The organism is Enterobacter genomosp. S, from assembly GCF_001631805.1.
GTDB lineage: Bacteria > Pseudomonadota > Gammaproteobacteria > Enterobacterales > Enterobacteriaceae > Enterobacter > Enterobacter quasihormaechei.
On record NZ_LVVA01000001.1, the window covers coordinates 659,024 to 674,296 of the forward strand.

Annotated in this window: 13 protein-coding genes; 11 read left to right on the forward strand and 2 right to left on the reverse strand. The window is 56.9% G+C overall.

The window, feature by feature from the left end; translation table 11 throughout:
• The first annotated feature begins 10 nt into the window (after positions 1–10).
• The 7 genes from kdpB (at position 11) to potE (ending at position 10,155) form a co-directional block, all read left to right on the forward strand.
• A complete protein-coding gene (gene kdpB / locus A3466_RS03130; RefSeq protein WP_063449352.1) occupies positions 11–2,059 on the forward strand; it encodes a potassium-transporting ATPase subunit KdpB in 2,049 nt (682 codons plus the stop codon).
• 11 nt (positions 2,060–2,070) lie between these two features.
• Positions 2,071–2,646 (forward strand): potassium-transporting ATPase subunit KdpC, encoded by a 576-nt coding sequence (gene kdpC / locus A3466_RS03135; RefSeq protein WP_063449353.1) that lies wholly within the window; start codon positions 2,071–2,073, stop codon positions 2,644–2,646.
• Complete coding sequence (gene kdpD / locus A3466_RS03140; protein ID WP_063449354.1) at positions 2,647–5,334, forward strand: two-component system sensor histidine kinase KdpD; 2,688 nt, start codon at positions 2,647–2,649, stop codon at positions 5,332–5,334.
• Positions 5,331–6,008 carry a two-component system response regulator KdpE gene (gene kdpE, locus A3466_RS03145; protein WP_063449355.1) on the forward strand — a complete coding sequence of 226 codons (678 nt, stop codon included), beginning with the start codon at positions 5,331–5,333 and terminating at the stop codon, positions 6,006–6,008. Before kdpD ends, kdpE begins: the two co-directional genes overlap by 4 nt.
• 278 nt (positions 6,009–6,286) lie before the next feature.
• A complete protein-coding gene (gene speFL / locus A3466_RS22750) occupies positions 6,287–6,391 on the forward strand; it encodes a leader peptide SpeFL (protein WP_003858645.1) in 105 nt (34 codons plus the stop codon).
• A 255-nt stretch (positions 6,392–6,646) separates the two neighbouring features.
• Positions 6,647–8,845: an ornithine decarboxylase SpeF gene (gene speF, locus A3466_RS03150; RefSeq protein ID WP_063449356.1), complete on the forward strand. Its 2,199-nt coding sequence runs from the start codon at positions 6,647–6,649 to the stop codon at positions 8,843–8,845.
• Entirely contained in the window at positions 8,842–10,155 is a 1,314-nt protein-coding gene (gene potE, locus A3466_RS03155; RefSeq protein WP_063449357.1) for a putrescine-ornithine antiporter, read from the forward strand. Before speF ends, potE begins: the two co-directional genes overlap by 4 nt.
• A gap of 89 nt (positions 10,156–10,244) precedes the next feature.
• Here the strand turns inward: potE and pgm are convergent, their stop codons facing one another.
• Positions 10,245–11,885, reverse strand: coding sequence for a phosphoglucomutase (alpha-D-glucose-1,6-bisphosphate-dependent) (pgm, locus tag A3466_RS03160; protein WP_063449358.1), 1,641 nt, complete (start codon positions 11,883–11,885; stop codon positions 10,245–10,247).
• A gap of 24 nt (positions 11,886–11,909) precedes the next feature.
• On the reverse strand, positions 11,910–12,455 hold the full coding sequence (gene seqA, locus A3466_RS22995; protein WP_063449359.1) for a replication initiation negative regulator SeqA: 546 nt from the start codon (positions 12,453–12,455) through the stop codon (positions 11,910–11,912).
• Between the two features lie 183 nt (positions 12,456–12,638).
• On the opposite strand from seqA, the gene ybfF reads away from it, so the two are divergent.
• The 4 genes from ybfF (at position 12,639) to fur (ending at position 15,252) form a co-directional block, all read left to right on the forward strand.
• Entirely contained in the window at positions 12,639–13,412 is a 774-nt protein-coding gene (ybfF, locus tag A3466_RS03170; protein ID WP_063449360.1) for an esterase, read from the forward strand.
• 128 nt (positions 13,413–13,540) lie between these two features.
• Entirely contained in the window at positions 13,541–13,828 is a 288-nt protein-coding gene (gene ybfE / locus A3466_RS03175) for a LexA regulated protein (RefSeq protein WP_003858652.1), read from the forward strand.
• 155 nt (positions 13,829–13,983) lie between these two features.
• Positions 13,984–14,514 (forward strand): flavodoxin FldA, encoded by a 531-nt coding sequence (fldA, locus tag A3466_RS03180; protein WP_003858653.1) that lies wholly within the window; start codon positions 13,984–13,986, stop codon positions 14,512–14,514.
• 291 nt (positions 14,515–14,805) lie between these two features.
• Positions 14,806–15,252, forward strand: a complete 447-nt coding sequence (gene fur, locus A3466_RS03185; RefSeq protein WP_003858655.1) for a ferric iron uptake transcriptional regulator — start codon at positions 14,806–14,808, stop codon at positions 15,250–15,252.
• Positions 15,253–15,273 lie beyond the last annotated feature (21 nt).

Below are 15,273 nucleotides of genomic sequence, written 5' to 3' on the forward strand. Positions count from 1 at the left end.
AGAATTTGTCATGAGTCGTAAACAACTGGCCCTGCTCGAACCGACCTTAGTTCGTCAGGCCCTCATGGATGCGGTAAAAAAACTGAGCCCGCGCGTGCAGTGGCACAACCCGGTGATGTTTATCGTCTGGATGGGGAGCTTACTTACCACCGCGCTGGCGATTGCCATGGGTACGGGCCACCTGGCGGGCAATGCAGCCTTTACTGGCGCCATCAGCCTGTGGCTGTGGTTTACCGTGCTGTTCGCCAACTTCGCCGAAGCGCTGGCAGAAGGCCGCAGTAAAGCGCAGGCCAACAGCCTGAAAGGGGTAAAAAAGACCGCTTTCGCACGCAAATTACGTGAACCTAAATATGGCGCGAAGATGGATCACGTTCCGGCGGATGAACTGCGTAAAGGTGACGTGGTGCTGGTGGAAGCCGGCGACATCATCCCCTGCGACGGGGAGGTCATTGAAGGCGGCGCATCGGTGGATGAAAGCGCCATCACCGGGGAATCCGCCCCGGTGATCCGCGAGTCCGGCGGCGACTTCGCCTCCGTAACGGGCGGGACCCGCATTCTTTCCGACTGGCTGGTGATCCAGTGCAGCGTTAACCCGGGTGAAACTTTCCTCGACCGGATGATTGCCATGGTCGAAGGCGCACAGCGTCGTAAAACGCCGAACGAAATTGCCCTGACCATCCTGCTGGTGGCGCTTACCCTTGTCTTCCTGCTGGCAACGGCGACGCTGTGGCCGTTCTCCGCCTACGGCGGTACGGCGGTCAGCGTTACCGTGCTGGTGGCCCTGCTGGTGTGCCTTATCCCCACGACGATCGGCGGCCTGCTTTCCGCGATCGGCGTGGCGGGGATGAGCCGCATGCTGGGCGCGAACGTTATCGCCACCAGCGGACGCGCCGTGGAGGCGGCGGGTGACGTAGACGTGCTGCTGCTGGATAAAACCGGGACCATCACCCTGGGGAATCGTCAGGCATCTGAATTTTTACCCGCTCCCGGCGTGGATGAAAAAACGCTGGCCGACGCGGCCCAACTCTCCTCTCTGGCCGATGAAACGCCGGAAGGCCGCAGCATCGTGATCCTGGCCAAGCAGCGCTTCAACCTGCGCCAGCGCGACGTGCAGAGCCTGCACGCCACCTTCGTGCCGTTCACCGCGCAAACCCGGATGAGTGGGATCAACATTCAGGACCGGATGATCCGTAAAGGGTCCGTTGACGCCATTCGTCGTCATATTGAGGCAAACAATGGCCACTTCCCGCCAGAGGTGGACAAGCTGGTTGAAAACGTGGCGCGTCAGGGGGCGACACCTCTGGTAGTGGCCGAAGGAGCAAGCGTGCTGGGCGTGATAGCCCTGAAGGATATCGTTAAAGGCGGTATCAAGGAGCGTTTCGCCCAGATGCGCAAGATGGGCATCAAAACGGTGATGATCACCGGGGATAACCGCCTCACCGCGGCCGCCATTGCCGCCGAAGCGGGCGTGGATGATTTTCTCTCCGAAGCGACACCGGAAGCCAAGCTGGCACTCATTCGCCAGTATCAGGCGGAAGGCCGTCTGGTGGCGATGACCGGCGATGGCACTAACGACGCCCCGGCGCTGGCGCAGGCCGACGTGGCGGTGGCGATGAACTCCGGTACGCAGGCAGCAAAAGAGGCGGGCAACATGGTCGACCTCGATTCGAACCCGACCAAGCTGATCGAAGTGGTGCACATCGGCAAACAGATGCTGATGACGCGCGGCTCGCTGACCACATTCAGCATCGCCAACGACGTGGCGAAGTATTTCGCCATTATCCCGGCGGCCTTTGCGGCGACCTATCCGCAGCTGAACGCCCTGAACGTGATGCACCTGCACTCCCCGGCGTCGGCCATCATGAGCGCGGTGATTTTTAACGCCCTGATCATTGTCTTCCTCATCCCGCTGGCGCTGAAAGGGGTGAGCTATAAGCCACTGACGGCCGCCGCCATGCTGCGCCGCAACCTGTGGATTTACGGCCTGGGTGGGCTGGTGGTGCCCTTTATCGGGATCAAAGTTATCGACGTGCTGTTAACGCTGTTTGGGCTGGTTTAAAGGTGAATCAAATGACGATGTTACGTCCCGCTATACTGTTGTTTATTCTGCTGTCTCTGATTACCGGCGGGCTTTACCCGCTGGTGACCACGGCGCTCGGCCAGTGGTGGTTTAAGGACCAGGCCAACGGCTCGCTGATTATCCAGAATGGTGAAAACCGGGGCTCGCGCCTGATTGGGCAGAACTTCACGGGCGCAGGCTACTTCCAGGGACGCCCTTCCTCCACTGCGGAAAGCCCGTATAATCCAATGGCGTCCGGCGGCAGCAATCTGGCAGGCAGCAATCCCGCGCTGGATAAAACCATCGCTGAACGCGTTGCCGCCCTGCGCGCCGCCAATCCGCAGGCCAGCCGTGATGTGCCGGTTGAGCTGGTCACCGCGTCGGCAAGCGGGCTGGACTACAGCCTGACGCCGGACGCGGCGGCATGGCAAATTCCACGCGTGGCCGCCGCCCGCCAGCTGACCGTCGAACAGGTGAGCAAGCTGGTCGCAGAGCACACGCAAAAGCCGCTGGTCAGCTTCATCGGCATGCCGGTAGTGAATATTATTGAGCTGAATCTGGCGCTGGACGCGCTAAGGAAAAACTAAATGACCGACGAGCCCATGCGCCCGGATCCGGACAGGCTGCTTGAACAGACGGCGGAAGCCCATCGTGGCAAGCTGAAAATTTTCTTCGGTGCCTGTGCGGGCGTCGGGAAAACCTTCGCCATGCTGACGGAAGCCCAGCGGCTGCGGGCGCAGGGGCTTGATATTCTCATCGGCGTGGTGGAAACCCACGGCCGTAAAGAGACGGCGGCGCTGCTGACGGGGCTGGCGACGCAGCCGCCCCAGCGCATTAACCATCGCGGGCGGCTGGTCACGGAGTTCGATCTGGATGCCGCCCTCGCCCGCCGACCTGCGCTCATTCTGATGGACGAACTGGCGCACAGCAACGCGCCGGGCTCGCGTCATCCGAAGCGCTGGCAGGATGTTGAGGAGCTGCTTGAAGCCGGCATCGACGTCTTTACCACGGTGAATGTTCAGCATCTGGAAAGCCTGAACGACGTGGTGAGCGGCGTCACCGGCATTCAGGTGCGGGAAACCGTCCCCGATCCGTTTTTTGATTCTGCCGATGAGGTCGTTCTGGTTGACCTGCCGCCGGACGATCTGCGCCAGCGCCTGCACGAAGGCAAAGTGTATATTGCCGGCCAGGCCGAACGCGCCATCGAACATTTCTTCCGCAAGGGAAACCTGATTGCCCTGCGCGAGCTGGCCCTGCGCCGCACGGCCGATCGCGTTGATGATCAGATGCGCGCCTGGCGAGACCTACAGGGGCGAGAGCGCGTCTGGCACACGCGGGACGCCATTCTGTTATGCATTGGCCACGGCAGCGGCAATGAAAAGCTGGTCCGCACCGCCGCCCGGCTTGCGGCAAAGTTTGGCAGCGTGTGGCACGCGGTATACGTCGAAACGCCGCAGCTTCACGCTCTGCCTGAGAATCAGCGCCGCGCCATTCTGAGCGCGCTGCGGCTGGCTCAGGAGCTGGGCGCGGAAACCGCAACCCTTTCCGATCCGCAGGAAGACAAAGCCATTCTGCGCTACGCGCGCGAGCACAACCTGGGCAAGATTGTCATTGGGCGTAGTCAGCATCGCCGCTGGTTTAGCCGGGAATCTTTCGCCGACAGGCTGGCCCGCCGCGCGCCGGATCTCGATTTAGTCATTGTCGCGCTGGATGACAAGCCCGCTCCCCTGCCCAACCGCGCGCCGGACGCCCGCGCTTTTGGCGATAAGTGGCGCATGCAGATCCGCGGCTGTCTGGTGGCCGTGGTGCTCTGCGCCCTGATTACGGTGATTGCCAGCCAGTGGCTCATCGCCTTCGACGCCGCCAATCTGGTCATGATTTATCTGCTGGGCGTTGTCGTGGTCGCCCTCTTTTACGGCCGCTGGCCGTCGGTGCTGGCAACGGTGATCAACGTCGTCAGCTTCGATCTGTTCTTTATTGCGCCACGCGGGACGCTTGCCGTCTCGGACGTGCAGTACATTCTGACTTTTGCCGTGATGCTTACCGTCGGGCTGGTGATCGGGAACCTGACGGCGGGCGTGCGCTACCAGGCGCGCATTGCTCGCTACCGTGAGCAGCGCACGCGACATCTTTACGAAATGTCAAAATCGCTGGCGGTCGGCCGCACGCAGCAGGATATCGTCCAGACCAGCGAGCAGTTTATCCGCTCAACGTTTCATGCCAGCAACCTGATTTTACTCCCCGACGAGCACGGACATCTTCGCCCGCTTACCTCGCCTTCGGGCATGACGCCGTGGGATGAAGCGATTGCCCGCTGGAGCTTCGACAAAGGGTTACCCGCCGGTGCCGGAACCGACACCCTGCCCGGCGTGCCTTACCAGATCCTGCCGCTGCGCAGCGCGGATAAAAACCACGGACTGGTCATCGTGGAGCCGTCTAACCAACGCCAGCTGATGATCCCCGAGCAGCAGCGCCTGCTGGAAACCTTCACCCTGCTGGTCGCCAGCGCCCTTGAGCGGCTGGCGCTTACCGCCAGCGAAGAGCAGGCGCGGCTGGCAAGCGAGCGTGAAAGTATCCGCAACTCGCTGCTGGCGGCGCTTTCCCACGACCTGCGCACCCCGCTCACCGTACTGTTTGGTCAGTCCGAAATTCTCACGCTGGATCTGGCGGCGGAAGGGTCGAAGCATGCGGTACAGGCCAGCGAAATTCGCCAGCACGTGCTGAATACCACGCGCCTGGTGAATAACCTGCTGGACATGGCGCGCATTCAGTCCGGCGGTTTTAACCTCAAAAAAGAGTGGCTTACGCTTGAAGAGGTGGTCGGCAGCGCGCTGAAGATGCTGGAGCCGGGTCTGGGTGGACGCCATATTGCGCTGAACATGCCAGAACCCCTGACGCTGATTCACGTCGATGGCCCGCTGTTTGAGCGCGTCCTGATTAATCTTCTGGAAAACGCGGCTAAATACGCCGGAGCAAAAGCGCAGATTGGGATCACCGCCGGGGTAGCCAGGCAGACGCTGCGGCTTGAGATCTGGGATACCGGGCCGGGTATTCCGGCGGGTCAGGAGCGCGCCATTTTCGAAAAATTTGCGCGCGGCAATAAGGAATCCGCCATTCCGGGCGTTGGGCTGGGGCTCGCGATCTGCCAGGCGATTGTCGACGTGCATGGCGGCACCATTTCAGCCGAGAACCGCCCGGAAGGTGGCGCACGCTTTTGTGTTACACTTCCTCTTGAAACTCCACCAGAACTTGATGATTTACCAGAGGATATGTGATTAACGTTCTGATTGTTGAAGATGAGCTCGCTATCAGCCGATTTCTGCGTACCGCGCTGGAAGGCGACGGTTTGCGCGTTCATGAAGCCGGTACGCTTCAACGGGGGTTAATCGAAGCCGCGACCCGCAAGCCGGACCTGGTGATTCTGGATCTGGGGCTCCCGGATGGCGACGGCATTGATTTTATTCGCGAAGTGCGTCAGTGGAGCCAGATACCGATTCTGGTGCTTTCAGCCCGCACCGAAGAGGCGGATAAAATCGCCGCGCTGGATGCCGGAGCGGATGATTATCTGATCAAACCGTTTGGCATTGGCGAGCTACAGGCCCGGCTTCGTGTGGCGCTGCGCCGACACAGTGCCATAACCCCTTCTGATCCGGTGTACACCTTTGGCGATATCCGCGTCGATCTTGCTGCCCGCCGCATTGTGCGGGGAGAAGAAGAGGTTCACCTCACGCCCATCGAATTTCGTCTGCTGGCCGTGCTGCTCAACAACCATGGAAAAGTGCTAACGCAGCGACAGCTCCTAAACCAGGTCTGGGGGCCGAATGCTGTTGAGCATAGTCACTATTTACGCATTTATATGGGACACCTTCGCCAGAAACTTGAAGCAGATCCCGCGCGTCCGCGTCATTTATTAACAGAAACCGGTATTGGCTATCGGTTTATGATCTGAATAAGTATTCAAATCGACCTTAAATAAAGAAAGTCATCAACCTGAATATGCCATGAAAATAATGCAGAGGTTATTTTCATGGCTATATTCGCCCTTCCCAAACACAATTCAAACACCAATTTAACACCAAGCCAACAAAACAGCATTTTGATCTGCGTTATTCATCAAAAATGACTAATTATTTCTCAAATGATCGGTTAATGGTGATCTGATTCACAGTTAAACCTTTTTTCCTGGATAAAATGACCGTGCTTTCAATTACTGAAAGGAAACTGAACATGGAAAACAATAATCGTTTAATGCCCCATATAAGGCGGACAACACATATCATGATGTTTGCCCACCGTAACTGTTTTGACTTTCATCTCTTCAACGCCCGGTAGTCCTTCGACTTCTGGCGCATCTGCTTACAGGCCTTCCTGAAACTTGCTTATTTACAGGCACTTGCCTGTGAACACCTGCGCTTACTTTCTGCAATTCAGATTCTCCGCAACCGGGCAGACTGAATTCTACTCAGCAAAAAGCAATTAACTGATTTCGTATCAGCGGCCACGCTTTGCTTTTTTTTCCCGGAAATAATCGATTTCTTTATTGCAAGAAGTCGAGGGCCCCACATTGCCTGAAATAAAGAGAAAAAGATGAAAACGTTAAAAATTGCCGTCAGCCGTGCCTGTCCTGAATGCTTTACCACGTCGCGTGAAATTGTGGATGTCAGCGCATCGGACTATATTGATGTGGCAGCCGTGGTGCTGGCCGTCAGCGATATTTTCACCGGCGCCATAGAAGAAATAGACGCCACGGGATTTGGTATTCCGGTGTTTATTGCCACCCATAAAGAAGAAAGGGTTCCGGCTGAATATTTGTCCCGTATTCACGGCGTTTTTGAGTACTCTGACACCAGCAATGAATTCTACGGACGCCAGCTTGAAGCGGCGGCGCAGAAGTACGAAACCCAGCTTCGCCCGCCGTTCTTCCGCGCGCTGGTCGATTACGTCCAGCAGGGGAACAGCGCGTTTGACTGCCCGGGGCACCAGGGAGGCCAGTTCTTCCGCCGCCATCCGGCGGGGAATCAGTTTGTTGATTTCTTTGGCGAAACGCTATTCCGCGCCGATCTGTGCAACGCCGACGTGGCAATGGGCGATCTGCTGATCCACGAGGGCGCGCCCTGCATCGCCCAGCAGCATGCGGCAAAGGTCTTTAATGCCGATAAAACCTACTTCGTGCTGAACGGCACCTCCTCATCCAACAAGGTGGTGCTCAATGCGCTGCTCACGCCGGGCGATCTGGTGCTGTTCGATCGCAATAACCATAAATCTAATCACCACGGCGCGCTGTTACAGGCAGGAGCGACGCCGGTTTATCTCGAAACGGCGCGCAACCCGTACGGGTTTATCGGCGGTATCGACGCGCACTGTTTTGAAGAGAGCTACCTCCGGGAGCTGGTGTCAGAAGTCGCGCCTGGCCGCGCGCGGGATGAACGTCCGTTCCGCCAGGCGGTGGTCCAGCTGGGCACCTACGACGGCACCATCTATAACGCCCGTCAGGTGGTGGATAAGATTGGTCACCTCTGTGACTACATTCTGTTTGACTCCGCCTGGGTCGGTTACGAGCAGTTTATCCCGATGATGGCCGACTGCTCGCCGCTGCTGCTGGAGCTGAACGAAAACGATCCGGGCATTCTGGTTACCCAGTCGGTGCATAAGCAGCAGGCGGGTTTCTCGCAAACCTCGCAAATCCATAAGAAGGACAGCCATATCAAAGGCCAGCCGCGCTATGTCCCGCATAAGCGACTCAACAACGCCTTCATGATGCACGCCTCCACCAGCCCGTTTTATCCGCTGTTTGCCGCCCTGGATATCAACGCCCGCATGCACGAGGGGCAAAGTGGGCGCAACATGTGGATGGACTGCGTCGTGACGGGTATCGACGCGCGGAAACTGATCCTTCAGAACTGTCAGTTTATTCGCCCGTTCGTGCCGGAGACGGTGGACGGCCGTCCGTGGGAAAGCTGGGATACGGCGGAAATCGCCACCGATCTGCGCTTCTTCCATTTCGTTCCGGGCGAACGCTGGCACGCATTCGAGGGATATGCCGAGCATCAGTATTTTATCGATCCGTGCAAGCTGCTGCTGACCACGCCGGGCATCAACGCCCGTACCGGTGAGTACGATGATTTCGGCGTGCCCGCCACCATCCTTGCCAACTTCCTGCGTGAAAACGGCATCGTGCCGGAAAAATGCGACCTCAACTCCATACTCTTCCTGCTCACCCCGGCGGAGGACATGGGCAAATTGCAGCAGCTCGTCGCTCAACTGGTGCGCTTCGAAAAACTGCTCCAGAGCGATGTGCCGCTAAAAGAGGTTCTGCCCTCTCTCTGTAAGCAACATCCGGATCGTTACGCAGATTACACCCTGCGCCAGATTTGTCAGGAGATGCATGACCTTTATGCCCGCCACAATGTGAAACAACTGCAAAAAGAGATGTTCCGTAAGTCTCACTTCCCGCGCGTCATGATGAACCCGCAGGAGGCGAACTACGCGTACCTGCGCGGTGAGGTCGAGCTGGTATCCCTACGCGATGCACAAGGCCGTATCGCCGCCGAAGGTGCGCTGCCTTACCCACCGGGGGTGCTGTGCGTGGTGCCGGGTGAAGTCTGGGGCGGTTCCGTGCTGCGCTACTTTGCCGCGCTGGAAGACGGGATCAACCTGCTGCCGGGCTTTGCGCCGGAGTTACAGGGGGTTTACGTCGAGGAGCGTGACGGGCGCAAAGAGGTGCGCTGCTACGTCATCAAACAACCTGCCGCTCAGCCAGCGCTGCTGAAAGGAGAAAAATTATGAGTAAAGCCAACAAGATGGGCGTAGTGCAACTCACTATTCTCACCATGGTGAACATGATGGGTTCCGGGATCATCATGCTCCCTACCAAGCTTGCTGAGGTAGGGACCATTTCGATTATCTCCTGGCTCGTGACCGCCGTGGGCTCGATGGCGCTGGCGTGGGCGTTTGCCAAGTGCGGAATGTTCAGCCGCAAGTCAGGCGGGATGGGGGGCTATGCCGAATATGCGTTCGGTAAGTCCGGTAACTTTATGGCGAACTACACCTATGGCGTGTCGCTGCTGATCGCTAACGTGGCGATTGCCATTTCCGCTGTCGGTTACGGCACGGAGCTGTTTGGCGCGACGCTGGCCCCGGTGCAGATTGGGCTGGCAACCATCGGCGTGCTGTGGATCTGTACCGTCGCCAACTTTGGCGGCGCGCGCATCACCGGACAACTCAGCAGCATCACCGTCTGGGGCGTGATTATCCCGGTGGTCGGTTTGTGCATCATCGGCTGGTTCTGGTTCAGCCCGACGCTGTACGCCAACGCCTGGAACCCGCACCACGTGCCGTTCTTCACCGCCGTGGGCTCGTCCATCGCCATGACGCTCTGGGCTTTCCTCGGACTGGAATCGGCCTGCGCAAATGCGGAAGTGGTGGAAAATCCGGAGAAGAACGTACCCATCGCGGTTCTCGGCGGAACGCTGGGCGCGGCGGTGATCTACATCATCTCGACCAACGTGATTGCGGGGATTGTGCCCAACATGGATCTGGCTAACTCCACGGCACCGTTCGGGCTGGCGTTTGCGCAGATGTTTACGCCGGAGGTGGGGAAAGTCATTATGGGGCTGATGGTGATGTCCTGCTGCGGCTCGCTGCTGGGCTGGCAGTTCACCATCGCTCAGGTGTTTAAATCCTCAGCTGACGAAGGGTATTTCCCGAAAATCTTCTCCCGCGTCACCAAAGCGGATGCGCCGGTACAGGGCATGCTGACAATAGTGATTTTCCAGAGCGGTTTGTCACTCATGACCATCAGCCCGTCGCTGAACAGCCAGTTTAACGTGCTGGTCAACCTGGCGGTGGTGACGAACATCATTCCGTACATCCTGTCGATGGCGGCGCTGGTGATTATTCAGAAGGTGGCGAAGGTGGATCCGCGCAAAGCCCGGGCGGCCAATATCGTGGCGCTGATTGGCGCAATTTATAGCTTCTACGCGCTCTACTCGTCCGGCCAGGAAGCAATGCTGTATGGCGCGATGGTGACCTTTATGGGCTGGACGCTGTACGGTCTGGTGTCGCCGAGATTTGAACTGAAGAACAAACATAGCTAAAAAAAGCCCGGTGGCGCCAACGCTTACCGGGCCTACGATCGCTGTTGTAGGCCGGGCAAACGCAGTGCCGCCCGGCACACAAACCGCACTTACGCGTTTTTCAACACTTCGCTGACAATCTCTACTGCTTCTTTCTCAATCTGCTGACGGTGCTCAGCGCCGAGGAAGCTTTCACAATAGATTTTGTACGCATCTTCCGTACCGGATGGACGCGCCGCGAACCAGCCGTTTTCGGTCATCACCTTCAGGCCGCCGATGGCCGCGCCGTTGCCCGGTGCCGCCGTCAGACGCGCGGTGATCGGATCACCTGCCAGCGTGCTGGCGCTGACCATTTCCGGAGACAGTTTTGACAGGGCTGCTTTTTGCGCAGACGTGGCGCCCGCCTGAATACGGTTATAGCTTGGCGCGCCAAAACGTTCCGCCAGCTCGTTGTAATGTTCCTGCGGGTTCTTACCGGTAACCGCGGTAATTTCCGCCGCCAGCAGGCACATGATGATGCCGTCTTTATCGGTTGACCATGGGGTACCGTCAAAGCGCAGGAAGGACGCACCCGCGCTCTCTTCACCGCCAAAACCGAAGCTGCCGTCGTGCAGGCCGTCAACAAACCACTTGAAGCCCACCGGTACTTCCACCAGCTTACGGCCCAGTGCGTCGACCACGCGGTCAATCATGGCGGAAGAGACCAACGTTTTACCAACCGCCACCTCTTTGCCCCACTGCGGACGGTGCTGGAACAGGTAGTTGATGGCAACGGCCAGGTAGTGGTTCGGGTTCATCAGCCCTGCCGGGGTAACGATACCGTGACGGTCGTAGTCCGGGTCGTTGGCAAAGGCCAGGTCGAACTTGTCGCGCAGCGCCAGCAGGCCAGCCATTGCGCATTCAGAGGAGCAGTCCATACGGATCGCGCCGTCTTTATCCAGGTGCATAAAGCGGAACGTCTGATCGACGTGATCGTTCACGATGGTCAGATCCAGCTTGTAGTGCTCGGCAATGCGTTTCCAGTATTCGATACCGGAACCGCCCAGCGGATCCACGCCCAGCTTCAGGCCAGCTTTCTGAATCGCGGCCATATCGACGATATCCGCCAGCCCTTCCACAAACGGCTGCACCAGATCCTGCTCTTTCACATGACCGGAGGCCATGGCTTCATCCAGCGAGATACGCTTCACGCCGTTCAGGCCATTAGCCAGCAATGCGTTGGCGCGATCTTCCACCACTTTCGTGACGTTGGTATCTGCCGGGCCACCGTTAGGTGGGTTGTACTTAATGCCGCCATCTTCCGGTGGGTTGTGGGACGGGGTGATCACAATGCCGTCAGCCTGCGCGCCCCCTTTTTTGTTGTGTACCAGAATAGCGTTAGACACCGCAGGCGTTGGCGTGAAACCGTTGTTCTCCTGAACAATCACGTCTACGCCGTTTGCCGCCAGCACTTCCAGCACGGAGATAAAAGCAGGTTCAGACAGGGCGTGGGTATCTTTCCCAACATAGCACGGACCGGTGACGCCATTTTTCGCGCGCTCTTCCGCGATGGCCTGAGCAATGGCCAGAATGTGCGGTTCGTTAAAGCTGTGGCGCGCCGCGCTGCCGCGGTGGCCAGATGTACCAAACTTCACTGCGTGTTCTGCGTTGCCCACAACCGGCTTCAGCACGTAGTACTGCGCGGTCAGTTGAGCGACGTTAATCAAATCGCGTTGTTGTGCAGGTTGTCCTGCACGGCTGTGATTTGCCATTGCCTGGTCCTTCTGATGCAAGGGTTAAATTGTACCGCAAACCTTTTCGATCAATTCCGCCGGGAACTGCATGGATTGCATGATATGTTCGATCATGCTGCACTTGCGGCCCGTATTGGTATTCGTGATCACCCAGTATGGCGTACCGGGAACATGTTTGGGCTTGGTTTGATTGCCATTTTGCAGCAGCGTCTGCTCGTCACCTGCGAAGTAAACGCGGGTGCGGCCGTGCAGCGACTCTGTCGCTTCAGCAAAGGCATTGTGATCAAGTGAGTAAAGTGTAGACAGCACCAGCATAAAGCGGTTAACCGCCTTTTTCTGCTCGGCATATTCGTCGGACAGCAGCAGTTCACGCATCGCGCGCACTTTGTCTTTTGCCGGCATGACGGCAGGTTTTACCTGTGCAACAACGCTCGGCTGAGACACGACATCTTTAGTGACGGGAGTGGGCTGTGAGGCGGCGGAAATTTTAAGCATGCGCCGTAAAATGTCGGACGCGCTCTCCCCAATATGCCGCGTCTGGCTGGCAATATACTGATAGAGTTCGTCATCAACTTCGATTGTTTTCATCTTAATCCAGTGCGATATCTTATCTGAATACAAGTCGTTGAGATTATAGGTTCAAATCCCAACAGCGGATAGCGTCAAACCAGGTTGGCGGCAAAAGTCAGATTAAACTGGATCCTTGCCCCCGGGCGGCAGAATGGTCAACATGATACCCTAACCTGACAAACCTAAAAAAAGAACTTTGCCATGAAATTGAATACCCGAGCGCAAACTGCACAATCGCCGAACAATAATTCTCCCATCGTACTGGTTCACGGCCTGTTTGGTAGCCTGGATAACCTGGGCGTGCTGGCGCGCGATTTAGTGACCGATCATGAGATCCTTCAGGTTGACATGCGAAATCACGGTCTTTCCGGGCGCTCGGAAACGATGACCTACGCGGCCATGGCGCAGGATCTGCTGGATACCCTCGACGCGAATAATATTCATAAAGCGACGCTCATCGGGCATTCAATGGGCGGTAAAGCGGTGATGGCGCTCACCGCGCTGGCCCCCGAGCGGATTTCCGGGCTGGTGGTCATTGACGTTGCGCCCGTCAATTACGACGTTCGCCGTCACGATGAGATTTTCGCTGCCATCAACGCCGTGACGGCGTCAGGCGTCTCCACACGCCAGCAGGCGGCTGCCGTTATGCGTGAGCATCTCGATGAAGAAGGCGTGGTGCAGTTTCTGCTGAAATCATTTGTCGACGGACAATGGCGCTTTAACGTTCCGGTCCTGTGGGATCAGTATTCGCATATTGTGGGCTGGGAAACCGTCCCCGCCTGGCCGCACCCTACCCTCTTCATTCGTGGCGGCAACTCTCCTTACGTTACTGATGCGTACCGTGACGCGCTGCTGGCGCAATTCCCGCAGGCACGCGCTCACGTCATTGCCGGTGCCGGGCACTGGGTACATGCAGAAAAACCTGACGCCGTCCTGCGCGCCATTCGCCGCTATCTCACTGATACCGCGAATTGATTAAAAAGCCAGCGACCGGAAGACGACAGGCTTCCAGTCGTTGGCGTGTGGATTTGGGTGATGTATGATGGCGCGCTTATCGCCCGGGCATTAGCAGGGCGGCGTGTATCCCCCGAAGTCTCAGAATCATGGCCAAAGAACAAACGGACCGTACGACACTAGATCTGTTCGCGAATGAGCGTCGACCGGGACGACCGAAAACGAATCCGCTTTCGCGCGATGAACAGCTGCGTATCAATAAACGCAACCAGCTTAAACGCGATAAAAATCGTGGGCTTAAGCGTGTCGAACTGAAGCTGAATGCCGATGCCGTCGATGCGCTTAACGAGTTAGCTGACGCGCGCAACATCAGCCGCAGCGAACTGATCGAAGAGATGCTGATCGCCCAGCTTGAGACGTTACGCGGCAAGGCGTGAGTCAGAAAATCCTCAATATTACCCTTTTCATGTAGCACAGAGTGCAGTCCTGCGTGATAGCTGTTTCCGCAGGGTTGCCTGTTCTGCTATTATTGCCCTTATCCGTGGACAATTTGCGCCACCATACCATTAAGTTTCAAGAGGTTATTTTACTCATGGCAATCATCGGCATTTTCTTTGGCAGTGATACCGGCAATACTGAAAATATCGCAAAAAACATTCAAAAACAGCTCGGTAAAGACGTTGCTGATGTGCATGACATCGCCAAGAGCAGCAAAGAAGATCTCGAGGGCTATGACATCCTGCTGCTGGGCATCCCGACCTGGTACTACGGTGAAGCCCAGTGTGACTGGGACGATTTCTTCCCGACGCTGGAAGAAGTTGACTTCAACGGCAAGCTGGTTGCCCTGTTCGGCTGCGGCGATCAGGAAGATTATGCGGAGTATTTCTGTGATGCGCTGGGCACCATTCGCGACATCATTGAGCCACGCGGCGCGGCGATCGTCGGTCACTGGCCAACGGCGGGTTACCATTTCGAGGCTTCTAAAGGTCTGGCAGATGACGATCACTTCGTTGGCCTGGCCATTGACGAAGACCGCCAGCCAGAGCTGACCGCTGAGCGCGTAGAGAAATGGGTTAAGCAGGTTCGCGAAGAGCTGAACCTGGACGATATCCTTAACGCCTGATATCCCTGCGGCGCAGCTCCGGTTGCGCCCGTTTTCCAGGTAAAACCGATTAAATTAATTGCTACAAACTTTTAACTTTTTCGCTCAGACCTGTACAATATCCCCCTGGTAAAAAGTGGGTGCCATCGAACAAGTTTGTTGGTGATACCACGTTTTTATAAGCATACTTTGCTTGAGACTTGCAGTTTTCATTTAGGCATGGCAGTTCTATAATGAGACGCATTATCCCAAGTGCATTTTCTGTCACTTCTTCTTTTGAAGTGAATCGTTTAGCAACAGGACAGATTCCGCATGACTGACAACAATACCGCATTAAAGAAAGCTGGCCTGAAAGTAACGCTTCCTCGGTTAAAAATCCTTGAAGTGCTTCAGGGGCCAGACAATCACCATGTCAGTGCGGAAGACCTTTACAAGCGTCTTATCGATATGGGTGAAGAGATTGGGCTGGCAACCGTCTATCGTGTGCTGAACCAGTTTGACGACGCGGGCATTGTTACTCGTCATAATTTTGAAGGCGGCAAGTCCGTATTCGAACTGACTCAGCAGCACCACCACGATCACCTGATCTGCCTTGACTGTGGCAAGGTCATTGAATTTAGCGATGATTCCATTGAATCACGCCAGCGTGAAATCGCCGCCCGTCATGGCATCCGCCTGACTAACCACAGCCTGTACCTGTATGGTCACTGCGCTGAAGGGGATTGCCGCGAAAATGAACATGCGCACGACGCAAAATAAGTGAGTGTTCATACTCTGAGC

Coding starts and splice junctions, on each gene's coding strand:
- speF (WP_063449356.1), top strand. CDS start 6,647: ATGAAAACGTTAAAAATTGCCGTCAGCCGTGCCTGTCCTGAATGCTTT.
- kdpB (WP_063449352.1), top strand. CDS start 11: ATGAGTCGTAAACAACTGGCCCTGCTCGAACCGACCTTAGTTCGTCAG.
- ybfF (WP_063449360.1), top strand. CDS start 12,639: ATGAAATTGAATACCCGAGCGCAAACTGCACAATCGCCGAACAATAAT.
- speFL (WP_003858645.1), top strand. CDS start 6,287: ATGGAAAACAATAATCGTTTAATGCCCCATATAAGGCGGACAACACAT.
- potE (WP_063449357.1), top strand. CDS start 8,842: ATGAGTAAAGCCAACAAGATGGGCGTAGTGCAACTCACTATTCTCACC.
- kdpD (WP_063449354.1), top strand. CDS start 2,647: ATGACCGACGAGCCCATGCGCCCGGATCCGGACAGGCTGCTTGAACAG.
- fur (WP_003858655.1), top strand. CDS start 14,806: ATGACTGACAACAATACCGCATTAAAGAAAGCTGGCCTGAAAGTAACG.
- fldA (WP_003858653.1), top strand. CDS start 13,984: ATGGCAATCATCGGCATTTTCTTTGGCAGTGATACCGGCAATACTGAA.
- kdpC (WP_063449353.1), top strand. CDS start 2,071: ATGACGATGTTACGTCCCGCTATACTGTTGTTTATTCTGCTGTCTCTG.
- pgm (WP_063449358.1), bottom strand. CDS start 11,885: ATGGCAAATCACAGCCGTGCAGGACAACCTGCACAACAACGCGATTTG.
- seqA (WP_063449359.1), bottom strand. CDS start 12,455: ATGAAAACAATCGAAGTTGATGACGAACTCTATCAGTATATTGCCAGC.
- ybfE (WP_003858652.1), top strand. CDS start 13,541: ATGGCCAAAGAACAAACGGACCGTACGACACTAGATCTGTTCGCGAAT.